General features: G+C 66.2%; 12 protein-coding genes. 11 read left to right on the plus strand and 1 reads right to left on the minus strand.

Annotated features, from left to right (window positions below):
- Positions 1–7 precede the first annotated feature (7 nt).
- Complete coding sequence (locus NP4_RS15990; protein ID WP_067998429.1) at positions 8–1,273, minus strand: MFS transporter; 1,266 nt, start codon at positions 1,271–1,273, stop codon at positions 8–10.
- 270 nt (positions 1,274–1,543) lie between these two features.
- Between NP4_RS15990 and NP4_RS15995 the strand changes: the two genes are divergently transcribed.
- The 11 genes from NP4_RS15995 to NP4_RS16045 all read left to right on the plus strand — a co-directional run bounded on the left by NP4_RS15995 (position 1,544) and on the right by NP4_RS16045 (position 15,612).
- Positions 1,544–2,344 (plus strand): phytanoyl-CoA dioxygenase family protein, encoded by an 801-nt coding sequence (locus NP4_RS15995; RefSeq protein ID WP_067998431.1) that lies wholly within the window; start codon positions 1,544–1,546, stop codon positions 2,342–2,344.
- A 123-nt stretch (positions 2,345–2,467) separates the two neighbouring features.
- Positions 2,468–2,743 (plus strand): phosphopantetheine-binding protein, encoded by a 276-nt coding sequence (locus tag NP4_RS16000; protein WP_062510324.1) that lies wholly within the window; start codon positions 2,468–2,470, stop codon positions 2,741–2,743.
- The gene (locus NP4_RS16005) at positions 2,740–5,871 is read left to right on the plus strand and encodes a non-ribosomal peptide synthetase (protein ID WP_067998433.1); all 3,132 of its coding nucleotides are present in this window, start codon (positions 2,740–2,742) and stop codon (positions 5,869–5,871) included. Before NP4_RS16000 ends, NP4_RS16005 begins: the two co-directional genes overlap by 4 nt.
- Positions 5,868–6,578, plus strand: a complete 711-nt coding sequence (locus tag NP4_RS16010) for a thioesterase II family protein (protein WP_067998435.1) — start codon at positions 5,868–5,870, stop codon at positions 6,576–6,578. The genes NP4_RS16005 and NP4_RS16010 overlap by 4 nt, the downstream gene beginning before the upstream one ends.
- 62 nt (positions 6,579–6,640) lie before the next feature.
- Positions 6,641–8,221, plus strand: coding sequence for an AMP-binding protein (locus NP4_RS16015; RefSeq protein WP_067998437.1), 1,581 nt, complete (start codon positions 6,641–6,643; stop codon positions 8,219–8,221).
- Complete coding sequence (locus NP4_RS16020; protein WP_067998439.1) at positions 8,218–10,656, plus strand: condensation domain-containing protein; 2,439 nt, start codon at positions 8,218–8,220, stop codon at positions 10,654–10,656. Before NP4_RS16015 ends, NP4_RS16020 begins: the two co-directional genes overlap by 4 nt.
- Positions 10,657–10,826: 170 nt before the next feature.
- A complete protein-coding gene (locus NP4_RS16025; protein WP_067998441.1) occupies positions 10,827–12,845 on the plus strand; it encodes an AfsR/SARP family transcriptional regulator in 2,019 nt (672 codons plus the stop codon).
- 210 nt (positions 12,846–13,055) lie between these two features.
- Positions 13,056–13,721: a response regulator transcription factor gene (locus NP4_RS16030; protein WP_147287994.1), complete on the plus strand. Its 666-nt coding sequence runs from the start codon at positions 13,056–13,058 to the stop codon at positions 13,719–13,721.
- A 69-nt stretch (positions 13,722–13,790) separates the two neighbouring features.
- A complete protein-coding gene (locus tag NP4_RS16035) occupies positions 13,791–13,973 on the plus strand; it encodes a hypothetical protein (protein ID WP_067998443.1) in 183 nt (60 codons plus the stop codon).
- A 244-nt stretch (positions 13,974–14,217) separates the two neighbouring features.
- Positions 14,218–14,421 carry an ATP-binding cassette domain-containing protein gene (locus NP4_RS42620; RefSeq protein WP_245998079.1) on the plus strand — a complete coding sequence of 68 codons (204 nt, stop codon included), beginning with the start codon at positions 14,218–14,220 and terminating at the stop codon, positions 14,419–14,421.
- A 702-nt stretch (positions 14,422–15,123) separates the two neighbouring features.
- Positions 15,124–15,612, plus strand: a complete 489-nt coding sequence (locus tag NP4_RS16045; protein WP_067998445.1) for a MarR family winged helix-turn-helix transcriptional regulator — start codon at positions 15,124–15,126, stop codon at positions 15,610–15,612.
- Positions 15,613–15,877 lie beyond the last annotated feature (265 nt).

Consider the following 15,877-nt stretch of genomic DNA (forward strand, 5'->3'; position numbering starts at 1 on the left):
TCGTCCCTCAGACTTTCGCTTCGACTTCGGTTTCGACCGCGCTGGTGTACACGCGCAGGAACAGCGGGATCAGGGCCAGGGTCGCGATGGCGAAAACGCCGAAGGCCAGTTTCGGATCGAACCACTGGGCGAGCAGACCCGCCACCGCCGAGCCCAGCGGGATCGAGCCCCAGCCGAACAGGCGGTTGGCGGCGCTGTAGCGGCCCATCATCTCCTGGGTCACCAGTCGCTGACCGATGGTGCGGGAGTTGACCGTCCACAGCGTGCCGCCCATACCGCCCAGGAACGCCGCGGCCCCCACGATCCAGACATTGGTGGTGAGCGCGGGCGCGGCGGTCATCGCGAGGGTCAGGATGATGTTGCTGAACATCACCCGCCGCCGTCCGAACAGCCGGTTGCTCGCCCCGACGATCACGGTGCCGAAGACGCCGCCGACGCCGAGCGCGCTGACCATGGCGCCGTAATAGCTTGCGCTCAAACCCATTCCGCTCGTCGCGACCAGCGGCATGAGGCCGAACCAGGCGCCCCAGCAGGCGCACAGCACCGACACCACGATGCTGAATGTGCGCAACAAGCGGTGGCGCAGCAGGAATTTCAAACCCTCGGCGATCTGCTCGTGCACCGTGACCTTCGGCTGATCCTCGGTGCGGGCCACGCGGAAGGTGCCGACCAGGAACAGCAGGATGGCCACCGACAGGACATACGCGACGACCGTGGAGCCCAGTGCGATCGCGGTGCCCGCGGCGACCAGCAGACCGCCCAGGAACGGACCGGCGAATTCGTTGCAGACGGTTTCGGCGCCGGTGAGCCACTGATTGGCGCGTTCACGTCCGGCCGGTGCGACGGCATCGGGTATGAGCGCACCGGCCGAGGTCAGCGCGATCACCTCCGCGACACCTAGTACGAGGCCGCCCCCGTAGAGCATCGGCAGGTTGATCACATCGGCCAGTACGGCCGCGAACAGTCCGGCCACCACCACGATTCGCATCGTGTTGGCCAGCCCCAGCAGCCGCCGCCGGTCGGCGCGATCGACCAGGACGCCCACGTGCATCGCGGCGAACAGCCACGGCAGCGTCAAGGTGAGCAGCACGAAGGACACCAGCGCGGGTGACTTGGTCAGCGTCGTCGCGATCAGCGGGAGCGCCACCTTGGTCACGCCGTCCGCGAGATTGGTCACCGCGGTGAACGAGACCAGTACGACCGTGTTGCGCCCGATCGGCGACTCGGTGCGGGTCTCGGTCGGTGGCGCCGTCGCCTCTTGGGGTTCCGTCATCGTCTTATCCCCTAATCGATTTCGATGTCGCCCGCCGACGCGGCGGGCCCATTGCATTCAAGGATGCCGTGTCGCAAGCGAATACGGAATATGCACCTGTGCCCGGGACAGCGGAAAAACATGAGGTCGCGCGCTCGTAACAGCATGGGTGTATCGCTCGAACATCGAGAACACATCCTGGCTTGGAAACCTGTATCCCGAAGGCGCATGTCACCGCGATCCATTCCACTCGGCGCGCTTTCGATCTCTCAGAAATAGAAGGGGCAGACGATGCTGATCGATGCCAAGCAGCAATACGAAACACAGGGCTTCTGCGTTCTGCCGCAGCGGCTCAGTGACGACATGCTCGCGAAGGTGCGTGAGAGTATCTCCGAAATCTCGCAAATGAGCCGCCCGGAGGTCGTCTACGAAAAGGACGGTAAAACGGTCCGCGCACTGCACGGATGTCACCGATTCGACGATGTGTGCGCGGATCTGGTGCGCCTACCGCTGTTCGTCGATCTGGCCGAGGCGGTACTCGGCGATCCGGCCTATGTCTACCAGTTCAAGGTGAACATCAAGAACTCCTACGACGGCGAGAAATGGCCGTGGCACCAGGATTTCGCGTTCTGGAGCATCGAGGACGGCATGCCCGCCGACCGCGCGATGAACATTGCCATCAACCTCGACGATGTCTTCGACTGGAACGGTCCGCTGCAGGTGCTCGCGGGCTCGCATCTGCTCGGGCTCATCCCGTCGCCCAGCCACGACGCGTCCACCGGCCGTGACTGGCGCGACCACGTCTCGGCCGATCTGACCTACACCGTCGGCGATCAGGAGGTCGAGGAGCTCAGCCAGCGGCACACATTGCACAAGCTCACGGGCCCGGCCGGAACCATATCGGCCTTCCACCCCAACATCGTGCACTCCTCGGCGCGCAACACCTCGAGCGATCGCCGCACCATCCTGTACATCACCTACAACGCGGTGACGAACTCGCCGCGCCACGTCCATCGCCCCGACTTCCTGGTCGATCCGAGCGTGACCGCGGTCCGCCGGCTGGCCCAGCCCCGGGCGTTGACCCCCGCCTAGCCGATCCGCCGAACGCGGCAGAAGCCCTGCTCACAAGGCCTGCCGCTCCGGCCACAGCGGCGCGCAATTGCGAGCACATCGAGCGCACATCCGCCTCGAGAACTATGTGAAAGAAGCAGTTTCATGGACACCATCGACGAAAGCAGGGGGACCGTGGCGGACACATTGGACCTCGATGTCGCCATCGCTCGACATGCCACGGCGGAATTCGACGATTCCACTTCTCTGGCCGACGCCGGGCTGGAATCGTTGTCACTCATCAGGCTCGCGGTGGAAGCGGCAGCCGATGAGGACGCCGAAATCGACGCGACCCGTCTGGTCGACATTCACAACATCGGTGATCTGAAAGTGTGGCTGCGGGAACTCGCGGCCGCCGCGGCGGGAGCGCAGGAATCATGACCGCGCTGAATTCCGACGTCCTGACGATCACCGATTCGCAAAAGGGTCTGCTGGTCGTCGACGGCTGGGTGCCGACGCCGGAGATCTACAACCAGCTGATGCGATTCGATATCGATCCGAATCTGCCCGATTCGGTTGTGGCCGACGCGATTCGCACCCTGGTCGCCATTCAGCCGGCGTTGCGCCAGGTGTTTCGCACCAAACCCGAATTCCACGCGCTGTTCGCCCCGACGCCCGATCCGGAATCCTTCCCGCTCGAGGTGGTCGACACCGGCGCGGAGGATTTCGAGGACGGCGTCTGGGAGCTCGTGCGGCGCATGGGCAATGAAAGCTTCGACCTGCAGATCGGGCCGGCCTATCGGTTCGGTCATGTGCGCGCCGAGGACCGCAGCGCCTCCGCCGTACTGCTGTGCGGCCATCACATCGTGGGTGACGGCATCTCGATGGGGCCGATCATCCGCGATCTGCAGGACGCGATCTCCGGCAAGTTCGACACCGAGGCGATTGCCGCCAAACAGGCCGAGCGGGAGAGGGCGTACGTCAAAGAGCTTGCCTCCCAGGACCGCGCCACGCGCGCGGCCGTGGCGAGCGATCGTGCCAAGGTGTGGGCCAAGGAGGTCACCGATGTCCCGCCGCTGGTCCTCGACCCGCGTCCGGATCGGCCCTCGGAGACGAATTTCCGTGGCGCCCGGGTGGAATGGCGACTGACCGAGGAGCAGACCACCGCGGTCACCGCACTGTGCAAGCGCCTGTCGGTGAGTCCGTTCGTCTTGTTCACCGCCATCTACGGGGCGACGGTGGCCCGGCACGGTGGGGTCGATCGAGTTCTGGTGGGCAGCCCGTTCGCGGCGCGGCGCACGGTGAAATCCTTCGATCTGGTCGGCTTCTTCGTCCAGACACTTCCTGTCACAGTCGATGTCGACTGGACGCGATCGGTCGACGAGCATATCGGCCGGACCGTGCGCGAGGCGGTCGACTACTGCCGCTCGAATCTGGACATCTCCTTCAATCAGCTGGTGGCCGAGGTCGGGCAGGACCGCACCAGCAATCGCAATCCGCTGTTCTCCTGCATGCTCGCCATGCAGGACACCTACGTGAACACCGAGGACGGGCCGATCCTCGGGGTGAGCGAACCGGGCAACGGCACGGCCAAATTCGACTTGTGGCTCGGCGCCACCCCGGTCGACGGCAGCTGGCTGCTCGAGCTGGAGTACGACACCGAGCTGATCCGGCCCGAGGTTGCCGAGGCGGTTCTCGACTCGCTGCGCACCGCGCTGGTGCGCACCCTGTCGGACGGCTCGACGCCGCTGTCGGAGCTGTTCACCGATGCGTCTCTGGCACAAAGCCTTCCGACACCGCCGTGGCAGCTGCCCGGTGACACGCTGACCGAGCTGATCGACCGGGCCGCCCGGCGCACGCCGGATGCGATCGCGGTCGAGGAACCCGGCAAACAGCTGACCTACGCCGAATTGATCACCGCGTCCGAGCAGGTGGCCGCGGGCCTGATCGAACACGGCACGGCCGCACAGGATGTCGTCGCCATCGCCACCGAGACACTGGTCAGCACCTTGGTCGCGATGCTGGCCATCCTGCGCTGCGGCGCCACCTTCCTGCCGGTGGATCTGAGCCTGCCCGCCGAGCGGCTGGCCGGAATGCTGGGCCGGTCGGGCTGCAAGATCGTCATCGGCGACGGGGTGGACGCGCCAGGGGTGCGCACCATCCGGTGTGCGGAACTGTGCGGCCCGGCGAGAATCGAAGGGCTGAACGGGGATCCGAGCGCGGCCGCCTACCTGATGTTCACCTCCGGCTCGACCGGGGTGCCCAAGGGCGTGCTGATGGGACAGCAGCCGCTGCTGAATCTGGCGGCCTGGCAGCTGACCGCACTCGACCACGGTCCGGAGACCCGGTTCTTCCAGTACGCCCCACTGGGTTTCGACGTATCGTTCCAGGAGATCATCCCGACCCTGATGACCGGTGGCACCGTGGTGTCGCGGCAGCCGGTCGACCGGCGGGATTTCCCGGCGCTGGTACGCCGGGTCGCCGAAACCGCGATCACCCACCTGTTCCTGCCGGTGGCCGCGCTGCGGCCGTTCGTACAGGCGGCTCGGGCCGAGGGACTGAGCTTTCCGGCGCTGACCCACCTGTGCGTATCCGGCGAACAGTTGCTGGTGGACGACGAGATTCGTGAATTCTTCGTCGAGCACGAGCGGTGCAAGCTGATCAATCTGTACGGACCGACGGAAACCAACGCCGTGACCGTGCACATGCTGCAGGGCTCCGACGGGCCGTGGCCGGTGCATGTGCCGATCGGGACGCCGATGCCCGGGGTGGCCGCCTACGTGGTCGATACGACCGGGCATCTTGCGCCCGTGGGCGTTCCGGGTGAGCTCTACATCGGTGGCTGTGTCCCGGCGGACGGATATCTCGACGATCCGGAGCGCACCGCGGCGGGCTTCCTGACGGATCGTTTCGCCGAATCGGGCCGAATGTACCGGACCGGCGACCAGGTCGTCCGGGATACCGGCGGCACGCTGACCTTCCTGGGCCGCAAGGACACTCAGCTCAAGATCCGCGGTCACCGTGTCGAACTCGGCGAGATCGAGGCCGTGGCGACCCGAGTGAAGGGCGTGGCCCAGGCGGTCGCGGTGGCGCACGGTACCGGCGCCGAACGAGAGCTGGTGCTGTTCCTCCGCGGGGACGGCACCGCGCCGTCCGATCACGCCACGGTCCGTTCCGCGCTGGCCAGGACGCTGCCCGCGTATCAGGTGCCGACGAAGATCTTCGACATCGATACCGTGCCGACCTCACGGTCGGGTAAGACCGATCGCACCGCCCTTGTCGCACTTATGGATTCGCTGGCACCCGCCATCGCCCAGGACGCGCCGGCGCCCGAATTCACCGACGATCTGGAGCGGGAACTGGCCGCGGTGTGGGCGGGCATCCTCGAGGTCGAGCGCCTCGAGCGGGACCGGTCGCTGCTGGAATACGGTGCGCATTCGCTCAATGTGTTCACCGCCTTCGCGCAGATCGAGGAGCGCTACGGCGTGACGGTCGAGGTGCCGGACTTCTTCCGGGATCCCACGATCGCCGCGCTGGCCGAACTGGTCCGGGAACAGGTACCGGCATGACCGCGGTCAATCCGGGCAGCCTGGTCACACTGGTCCGCCGTGGTCGGCGACCGGCGTGCGTCATGCTGCCCGGCTCGGGCGGCGGCCTCTCGCCCTATCTGCGATTGGCACGCCATTTCGGCAAGAGCCACAACGTGTACGGGGTGGTGCCGACCGGCATGCTGCCCGGCGAACTGCCGGAAGAGACCGTCCCCGAGATGGCCGCGGCCGCACGGGATGCGCTCGGCAACGGCGATATTCAGCCCGAACTCGTTTTCGGATGGTCCTTCGGCGGAATCATCGCCTGGGAGCTGAGCAATCTGCTCGCCGCCGACGGTCCCGCACCGGAGGTGGTGATCGTGGACAGCTCGCCGCTGCCGAGGCGAGCCACCGCCGCCGAGGATCACGAGGTGCAGAGCCGGATTCTGGCGCAGCTGGGGCCGCTGGCCAAACCGGATCTGGTCGATCGGGTGCTGCGCATCTTCGACGCTCAGGTTCGGGCGTTGCGCGACTACCGCACCGAATATCACTACCGCGGCCGGGTGCTGTTGCAGATGTGCACGCCGTGGGACACCGAGGCGACGGCCGCCGCTGTCCGCCGCTGGAAGGAACTGGCCGAGGATCTGACCACCGGAACCCTCGACGCCGATCACTACGAAGTCTTCGAACCCGCCCATCTGCCGCAACTTGTTTCGGCGATCGACGGCTTTCTGGGGAGAGCCGAATGAGTAGCGCGGGCGCAATGCCGCCGCATGTGGTGAGCAACAACAGTCAACGGAGGGATGAACCCATGCGAACCCTGTACGAATGGTTTTCCGACAGTGCCGACGCCTATCCGGACACCATCGCGATCGAGGTCAAAGACGTCTCGATGACCTATCGGCAGCTGCGCGCGGCGGCCGAATGGATGTCGGCTCGGATAGTCGAGGCGGCGGGTGGGCGGCCGCGCACGGTCGGCCTGCTCACCTCGCGCGATATCGTCAGCTACGTCGGCTATCTAGCCGTGCAACGGCTCGGGGCGATCGGTGTGCCGCTCAATCCCGCCGCACCCGCGGTACGCAATGCCGATATCACCCTCGAGGCGAGTATCGATCTCACCCTCATCGACAACACCTCGGGTGAGGGCCTCACCGAATACCGGGAGAAGTCCGGTGTGCGGGTGCTGGATATGACCGGGGACAACTGGCGCGGGCTGTTCGATCCGGATCCGACTGCCGAGATTCCCGAACAGGGCAAGCCCGGTCCGAAGGATCTGGCCTACATCACCTTCACCAGCGGCACCACCGGTAAGCCCAAGGGCGTGCCCACGATGCACCTCAGCGTCGACGCGTTCCTCAGCGATATCCTGACGCGATTCGCGCTCGGCCCGAAGTCCCGTGTGTCACAGACCTTCGAGATGTTCTTCGACGGCGTAGTCATCGAGAGCTGGGGCGCGTGGGGCGCGGGCGGCACGCTGTGCGTCTGCCAGCACGCCGACATTTTCACCCCGGTCAAGTTCATCAACGAAAAGCGGCTCACGCACTGGATGTCGGTCCCCTCGGCCATCTCCTTCGCCCGTCGCCTGCGCGCCCTGCAGCCGGGCTGTATGCCGACCCTCGAGCGCGGCATGTTCGGCGGCGACGCCATGAATATCGAACAGGCCGAAGCCTGGGCGGCGGCCGCACCGAAGGCCGTGCTGAACAACTGCTACGGACCTACCGAGACCACGATCATCATGACCGGGTATCTGGTGCCGTCGAATCGCGCGGACTGGGTGGAGACCTCCAACCGTTCGGTGCCGATCGGCTACCCGTATCCACATCTCGAATGGGTGCTGATCGACGACGATCTCCGCGTGTCGGACGACGGCGAGCTGTGTGTCCGTGGGCCGCAACGTTTTCCGGGGTATCTTGATCCTGCGGAGAATTTCGGCCGATTCGTTCTGGTGGAGTCCGGCCGCGGCAGCATCTACGACGGCGACGGTCCGGTGACCGACGCGCACTACTACCGCACGGGCGACCGGTGCCGGATCGAGCACGGGGAAATGGTGCATCTGGGCCGGATGGACGGCATGGTCAAGGTGCGCGGAAACCGGCTCGAACTCGGGGAGATCGAGTCGGCGCTGCGCCGGCATCCAGCGATCGAGGATGCCGTCGTGGTCACCGTGCCCGATGGGGAGGGGGAGATCGATCTGCATGCGGTCTACACCGGCGGTGAGGTGACCATCGCCGAATTCAACCAGTTGCTCACGCGGCTGCCGGGCTATATGCATCCGCGCAAATTCCATCGCCGCGACACGATTCCGTTGACCGGACTCAACAAGGTGGACCGCCGCGGCCTGTCCGCGCAACTCGCCCGGGAGCTGGGCACCGCGGAAGCGGCGGCGTCATGAGCGAGGAGCCGATCGCGGTCGAACCTACCGCGCTGCAGGAGGCGATGTGGTGGCTGTGCCAGCGCGTCCGTGACGGGTCGGTATACAACGTCACCTGGCGGCTGGCATGTGCTGCGGCGCCGGATATCTCGGCGCTGCGGGCGGCCTGGCCGGCCGTGATCGACCGGCACGAGGCGATGCGGCTGTCGTTCGGGCTGCGCGATGGCGGACTCGGGGCCGCCGTCGCCTCGACGGTGCCATCGCCGGTACGACTGATCGAGGTCGACGATCCGGGATCGGCCGATACCGATGCGCTACTGCTGGCCATTGCCGAGGAGCTGCACCGGGAGCCGTTCGATCTGGCTCGGGCGCCCTTGGGGCGGCTCGCGGTGGTCCGGGTGGGTGAGCGCTACGAGCTCATCCTGACCGTGCATCACATCGCGCTCGACGGTTGGGCGATCCAGCTGCTGTTCACCGATCTGGCCGAGGCCTACGCCATGGCCTCGGCCGGGCGGACGCCGGAGTTCGAGGCCGAGGCGCCGTCCTGGTGCGACTTCGCGCGGGAGCAGGGCGAGGTGCGGCGGGCGGGCAAGTGGCAGAAGGGTATCGACCACTGGCGCAAGACCCTCGACGGCGTGGTGGCGACCACGGTGGCCGGGGATCGACCGCGCTATGCGGGCGCCGGTGGCGTCGGGGCGATCCTGCGGCATACCTTCAGCGACGAGGCGGTGAACGGTGTCGCCGCCCTGGCGAAGTCGATCTCCACGACCTCGTTCGCGGTGGTGCTCGCCGCGCTGCAAGTGGTGCTCGCCCGCTCCGGCGACACCTCCGATGTGGTGGTCGGCGCGGTGGCCGCGAACCGGATGAGCGTGCGGGATCAGAAGCTGGTCGGCTATACGGTCAATCTGTGCGCGCTGCGGGCGACCGTCTCCGAACAGGACACCCTCGGCGAGGTGACCGGTCGTGCGCGCCAGTCCCTCTGGCAGATGCTGGCCCATCAGGGCGTTCCGTATCCGGTGGTGTTCTCCGAACTCACCGATTCGGCCCGCGCCGGACTCGGCGACATCGTGCCCGTGGTGCTGAACTACCTGGGTCCGATCGGCGGTGGTTTGAAGCTCGGTGAGATCGCCCTGACGTTGCTGCCGAGCCCGAATGTCGCGGCCCGCACCGATATCGCGATCGCCTACTGGGATACCGAGGGCGGCGGCCTCATCGCCGAGGTGGAGTACAGCACCGCCCGCTACGACCGGGACACGGTACTGCGACTGCTGCAGGATCTCGACGACGTGCTCGTCCTCGCGAACGAGCCCGAGCGCAAGATCCAGGATGTGCGGGTGCGCACGAAATCGGTATCAGCACAGGCCGATCACCACGTCGGCGTGCGGCCGGACCGATCGGTCGAATCCGGTGTGGCGGCGGTGGACGAGGCCGAGCAGACCGTGCGCGACGCATGGGCGGATCTGCTCGGGTATCCGCCGGCGTCCGTGGACGACAACTTCTTCGAAAGTGGTGGCCATTCGCTCAATGCGGTGGAATTCGTCGCCGCGCTCGTCGAGGCGACCGGTGCGCAGCTGGATCTCGCGACCTGGCTGGCCGATCCAACGCCGCGGGCGATTCTGACGCAGTTGGACGGTCCGCGGTCGGAGGCCGACGCCGATCGGCAGAGCACGGTGGTGTCGCTGCGCTCGGGTACGGGTCGCCATTTGCATCTGTTCACCGGATCCGGTGGGGCCGTGCAGGATTACCGCGCACTGGTGGACGCATTGCCCGCGGACTGGCGGATCACGGTGTCTCAGGAGCGGGAGCCACTGTCAAGCGTCGTGGATATGGCCGTGCGATATCGCGCGGATCTGGACGGCGAGGGACTGCGGCCGGATCTGCTCGCGGGCTGGTCCATGGGTGGACAGGTTGCCTACGAGGTCGCTGCGGGATACGGAGATTCGGCGCCCGGTGTGGTGCTGATCGACACGATTCCGCCGGTCGGGTTCGATCTCGAGGCCGAGCCGGAGGGGCAGCGCCTCGCCGACTTCGCGGCGACGATCTGCCTGGCTCTCGGTGTGCGACTGGACGGTTCGCCGGTGGTCGACGCGGCCGGTGCGGACGCTACCGCGGAGGACACACTGGTGGTGCTGTCGGCGCGGTTGCGCGCCGCCGGACACGAGGTGCCGACGGCGACGCTGGCCGAGCGCTGGCACACCTTCGACCGGCACTATCGCGCCCTGTCGGCGTTCGTATCCGATCGGGTACTCGATGTGCCCGCGACGATGCTCGCCGCGGCCGTGACCGATGAGCACACCGCAGGCTGGACGGGTCGGTTCGTCACCGCGCCGGAGGTGGAACGCGTTGACGCCGAACACTATTCGGTGTTGCGAGCACCGGCGGTCGCAACGGTCGCCGCGGCGATCGAACGCTTCGCCGACGTGGCCGTTCCGGTCCGCAGTTCCACTTCCGGATGAGATGACGGTGCGTCTCCTCCACCAGAAGTGGAGGAGACGCACATTCGGTTGGCAGTTACCACGGGAGCGCGAATATGCGATTGTCACTTCAACTAGGTGAGAGGGGAGATTCGGTGACGACATCGTCGGGGTCGGGGCAGTCGCCGATCATATTCAGGATCCTCGGTCCCGTGGAGTACCTGGGACCTGACGGTTGGGTTTCGATCAGCGCGACCAAACAGCGCACCCTACTGGCGACGCTGCTGCTCCACGCCAATCGCAGTGTGTCCGCGCAGCAACTGTATTCGGAGCTGTGGCCGGATCGGCCGCAGGCGCGCAATAGCGGCCTGCTGGCCGGATGTATGTGGCGGTTGCGCGCCGCGATCGGAGACGAGAGCGGCACACAACTCGTGACCACCCCCGGGGGCTATCAGCTCAATGTGCCGCCCGGTGCGATCGATCTGCACGTCTACCAGACACTGGTCGCGGAGGGGCGGGCGCGCCGCGCGGCGAATGACCTTACCGGAGCGCTGGATTCGTTCATTCGCGCGCTCGAGGTCTGGCGCGGCAACGCGCTCGCCGATGTCGCGGCCACGAATTCGATCATGGCCGAGCAGTCTCGGCTGGAGGAGACGCGGCTCGCCGTGACCGAGGCCCGCTGCGGCGTCGAACTCGATCTCGGCCGCCACGAGGAAGTGCTGCCCGAACTGAAATTGCTCGTCTCCCAACAGCCGTTGCGCGAGCGCCTGCACGGATTGCTGATGACCGCGCTATATCGCTGCGGACAGCAGGCGGAGGCGCTCGGGGTCTTCCGGGATCTGCGCGGGTTGCTGGTCGACGAACTCGGTGTCGATCCGAGTAAGCCGCTGCGTGAATTGCAGCAGCGCATTCTGCTGGAGGATCCGTCGCTGCTGACCACCGTGGCGAGGTCGTCGACGAAAGATATTGCGTCCCAGGCTGTACCGGCGGGTCCGATCGCGACGCCGCACGGCCTGCCGCCCGCGCCGCGGATCCTCGTCGCCCGCGATACCGAATTGCAGCGGCTGACCGAACAGCTGGTCGAAGACGATGCCGTGGTGTCGGTGCACGGGGTGGCCGGGGTCGGCAAGACCGCGCTGGCGCTCACTGCGGCGCATGCGGTGGCCGACCGTTTCGATGACGGTCAGGTCTTCGTCGATATGCGCGGAACCACCTCGGCGCCGCTGCGTCCGATCGAGGCGATGCATCAGGTGTGCGAGGCGTTCGGGGTCGTGGCGGCCTCGGTTCTGGTCGGTCATGATCAGGCGCTGCCGCGCTGGCCGCAGGAATTATCCGATCGGCGAGTGCTTTTGGTGCTCGACGATGTGATGAATATGCGACAGGTGGGTCCGCTGCTGTCGGCCGTTCCAGCCGGATGGTCGATTCTGCTCACCGGTTGCGCCGCGGTCGGGGCGGTGGACAGTCGCAGCCATCTGCTGGTGGGTCGGCTGCCGGAGGTCGGTGCGCTCGAACTGCTCGGTCGGCTGGTCGGTGACGAGCGGGTCGACGCCGATCGCGCGGCGGCGGCACGGCTGGCCCGATTGTGTGAGCACACGCCGCTGGCGCTGCGGATCGCCGCGGGCAAGCTCAGTGCCCGACCCGATTGGAAGCTGGCCGATTTCGCCGAGCGTCTCGCCGATGCGCATGCCCGGCTGGACCTGCTCACGCACGGTGAGATGAGCCTGCGTGATCGGCTCGCGGCCTGCCGCGCCCGGTTGGCGCGCGGTAACGACGCGGCGGGGTTGCGGGCGTTGGAACTGCTGGGCGCTCTCGATCTGCCGCTGGTGACCGAGATGGATCTGGTGATGTTGCTGGACTCCGCGCCCGCCGCCGCACATCTGATCGCCGAACGGCTGGTCGATGCGGGGCTGCTGGAATCGCTCGAGTTGGGTCGCTATCTGGTTCCCGCCTCGGTTCGGTTGGTGGCCCGCGAAACTCAGTCGGATCCGGCGATGGCTCGAGCGGCGGTTCAGCGGGTGGTCGACTATTACGTGGACGCGGTGCGCGGATGTGTCTCCGATACGCTGACGGCCCCGCAGCCGCGCGCGTGCATGCCGGGGCGGCACGATCGGTCGGCATGGTATCGGGCCCACCGCACGACGCTCAGTGAGCTGTCGCTGCGCGACCACACCGACACCCTGCACAAGGCCGTTGACGATCTGCGCCATGCCCTGCTGGCGGGGAAGCAGTAATTTCCCTGCCGGAGCTTCCTGGGGCTTGACGAAGCCTCTATTTCCCTTGTGCGAGCGCATAATTCGCTCGTTGAGCTGAACCGATGTGTTTTCGATTTGTCCGGCTGTACAGTGTGGACATCGACGGTTGGGGGGCCGGCTGAGCAGGGGCAGAAGGAGGTGCCGACGGTGCCTGGGGTCCGCACGAGTGGGCGGCATTGCCGTGTGCTCTTGTCTGAAAGCAATGAGTTGGTGCGCGCGGGTGTGGTCTCGATTCTCGAGGCCGAGCCGGATATTTCCGTTGTCGCAGAGGCGGTTTCGGGCGGCAACATGGGCGCGTTGATTCGGCGGCATACGCCGAACGTGGTGGTGAGTGAGGGTGAGGGCGCGCTGCGTTCGTCGTTCTCCGAACTGCCGGTTGTCGCGATGTGCGAGTCGGTCGCCGAACTGGACCATGTGGTGCGGATCGGCGCGCGGGGCATCGTACTGCGCTCGGACGCGCGACGACAGTTGGTTCGCGCGGTGCGTGAGGTCGTGGCGGGCAATGCGTATATCGCGCCCTCGGCGGCCGGATATGTGCTCGACCAATTGGGAGCCCGCATTCCGGCCATCGATCCGACGCTCAGCCGCGGGATCGAACTGCTGACCGCTCGCGAGCGTGAGGTATTGCGTTTGATCGCACTGGGTTTGAGTACCGCCGAGGTCGCACACACCTTGCGGCGCAGCCGGGCCACCGTCAAATCGCATATATCCCATCTGCTCGCGAAATTGGGTGTGCAGGACCGTGGGCAGGCGATTGCACTGGCCTATCGGGTCGGGCTGGTGTCCGTCGGGGAGGCGCGGACGGAAAGTCTGCATGCCGAACCGGCCTATTGTTCCACCGCTTTGTCTGGATAGTCCGGAGAATGTAGTTTCGATATTCCGTCGTGCGAGTGTGATAACAAAATGAACGGGTAGAGCGACGGCATGACTGTGAATACGCTGCCTCGCTTTCGTTCGGCGAATACGGTCTCCGGCACGACGAATGGCCGGTCCGGGCCCGTCCTCGCCGCGGTCGTGACCACCCTCATCGACGCCGCCGGACAGGCGGCGATCGCGGGTTTGGGCCTCAGTCTGGCCCTGGTGATGCCGTTCGGTCTGCTGAGCTGATCCCAAAACCTGTGCGAGGAGCAACTATTGCCCAGGGCACTGATTTGTTGCCTGTGTCCGCAGGTGCTCGCCGGTGAATCCGTAGACCTTCGTCCCGACGCCGGTGGGCCGAGAGGAGCGGCCGGATACGGCCAGGACGGCGTGATGGGGTTCGGCTGCGGGACGTGCACAAGACTTATGGGGCCGGTGACGCCGCGGCGCGGGCGCTGCGCGGGGTCGAGCTCGAGATTGAACCGGCGAGCTGGTGGCCGTATTGGGCGCCAGCGGTTCCGGTAAGACCACCCTGCGCAATGTGATCGGTGGGATCGAATCGGTGAATCACGGGTCGATCATTGGTGCGGGGGAGGGCATCTCGGGCCGTCACCCGCGTGGCCTGAACGAATTCCGCCGTATGCGAGCGGGTTTCGTCTTTCAGTTCTCCAAATTGATTGCGGGCCTGGCGCGATGATCGGGAGCGGGTGGGCGGGCTGCCGAACGCGGTCGGATTGTCCGATCGCGCAGACCATTTCCCGGCGCGCAGCTGTCCGGTGGACAGCAGCAGCGAGTGTTGATCGCTCGCGCTGGCCACCGATCCGGATCTGCTGCTGGTCGACGAGCCGACCGGCGCGCTCGATGTGGCGACCGGGCGGGAGGTGCTCGCCCTACTGCAAAGCACCGCCCGTGACGGTCGCGGCGTGGTGATGGTGAGCCACAACGAAGCTGTCGCTCGATCGCCGACCGGGTGATCCGCATGCGCGACAGGGCGTCGTGGCCGACGGCGCCAATGCCGCACTGTCCGAGGCCGCCTCGGTGCACTGGTGATCTCGGTGAACGCGCATCGGAATAGGTTGCTGGGCCGCAAGATTCGCCGCAACCTGCGTCGAAGGCCGATGCAGGCAATAGCGGTCGCGGTAATCGTGCTGCTCGGTGTTCTTACGATCGTTCACCAGCGATATGTTCGCGTTGGACCTGTCGATCGGGGTATTCGCGACGTCGTTGGCGGTGGTGGCCGTACTGATGGCTGCGGGTTCTCAGATACCGACGCTTCGGTTTCTTTGGTGGCTCGATGCGGCGAGGTGGGTCGGGAACGCGCGGTCTGAGCGGTGGCGGTCGGTTGAGCGGCGGGACGGCAGGATACAAATTATCGATCGGCTCGCTCGAGGAGGTTGCAATGGGTCACAAGGACGGGGCGGTCGAGGAATCCGTGGACGAGATCACCGATGCGCTGCTGACCGCGTCACGACTGCTGGTCGCTCTGTCGGTTCGATCTATCGCCCACGTCGACGAATCCATCACGGTGCCACAGTTCCGAACGCTGATGATTCTGTCGACCCGCGGCCCGTCCAAGATCGTGAACCTCGCGCATATGCTCGACGTCCAGCCGTCCACCGCCACGCGCATGGTCGATCGGTTGGTCGGGGTCGGGTTGGTCGATCGCCGACCGAATCCGGAATCGCGGCGGGAGTTGATCATCGCGCTGACTCCGCGCGGCCGAGCCGTTGTCGATGCGGTCATCGTGCGACGTCGATCGGAGATCGCGGCCGTGGTCGAGCGCATGCCCGCCCGTGACCGGACCGGACTGGTCGAGGCGCTCACCGCATTCAGCGCCGCGGGCGGGGAGGCCAATGCCGTCGGCGATATCGAGGGGTATCAACTCTGAGTCCCGTGGCGGACGGGATTGCTTCGTATGCAGGGTAATTGAGGGATCGCTGGCCGCTCGGTCAATCAATAGAACCGGGCGGTCGGTTGTATAGCAGCCTTATAGCAAACGGAACGGTTTGGTCGGTCGACACGCCGGGGTCGTATTTTCGGTAGGGGGTCGGCGGGCCTTTGACCGTGTGCTTGCGGGTGTAAGTGCATATTGACGCCAGAATATGCGGTCGCAATCTTGCGTTCTTGCATTTGTAAGAGCATGATCCCAGCTA

The organism is Nocardia pseudobrasiliensis NBRC 108224, from assembly GCF_001613105.1.
Taxonomy (GTDB): Bacteria; Actinomycetota; Actinomycetes; order Mycobacteriales; family Mycobacteriaceae; genus Nocardia; species Nocardia pseudobrasiliensis.

What these genes read in the sequence shown, in the direction of transcription:
- NP4_RS15990 (WP_067998429.1), bottom strand. Translation starts at nt 1,273, where the DNA reads ATGACGGAACCCCAAGAGGCGACGGCGCCACCGACCGAGACCCGCACC.
- NP4_RS15995 (WP_067998431.1), top strand. Translation starts at nt 1,544, where the DNA reads ATGCTGATCGATGCCAAGCAGCAATACGAAACACAGGGCTTCTGCGTT.
- NP4_RS16000 (WP_062510324.1), top strand. Translation starts at nt 2,468, where the DNA reads ATGGACACCATCGACGAAAGCAGGGGGACCGTGGCGGACACATTGGAC.
- NP4_RS16005 (WP_067998433.1), top strand. Translation starts at nt 2,740, where the DNA reads ATGACCGCGCTGAATTCCGACGTCCTGACGATCACCGATTCGCAAAAG.
- NP4_RS16010 (WP_067998435.1), top strand. Translation starts at nt 5,868, where the DNA reads ATGACCGCGGTCAATCCGGGCAGCCTGGTCACACTGGTCCGCCGTGGT.
- NP4_RS16015 (WP_067998437.1), top strand. Translation starts at nt 6,641, where the DNA reads ATGCGAACCCTGTACGAATGGTTTTCCGACAGTGCCGACGCCTATCCG.
- NP4_RS16020 (WP_067998439.1), top strand. Translation starts at nt 8,218, where the DNA reads ATGAGCGAGGAGCCGATCGCGGTCGAACCTACCGCGCTGCAGGAGGCG.
- NP4_RS16035 (WP_067998443.1), top strand. Translation starts at nt 13,791, where the DNA reads ATGACTGTGAATACGCTGCCTCGCTTTCGTTCGGCGAATACGGTCTCC.
- NP4_RS16045 (WP_067998445.1), top strand. Translation starts at nt 15,124, where the DNA reads ATGGGTCACAAGGACGGGGCGGTCGAGGAATCCGTGGACGAGATCACC.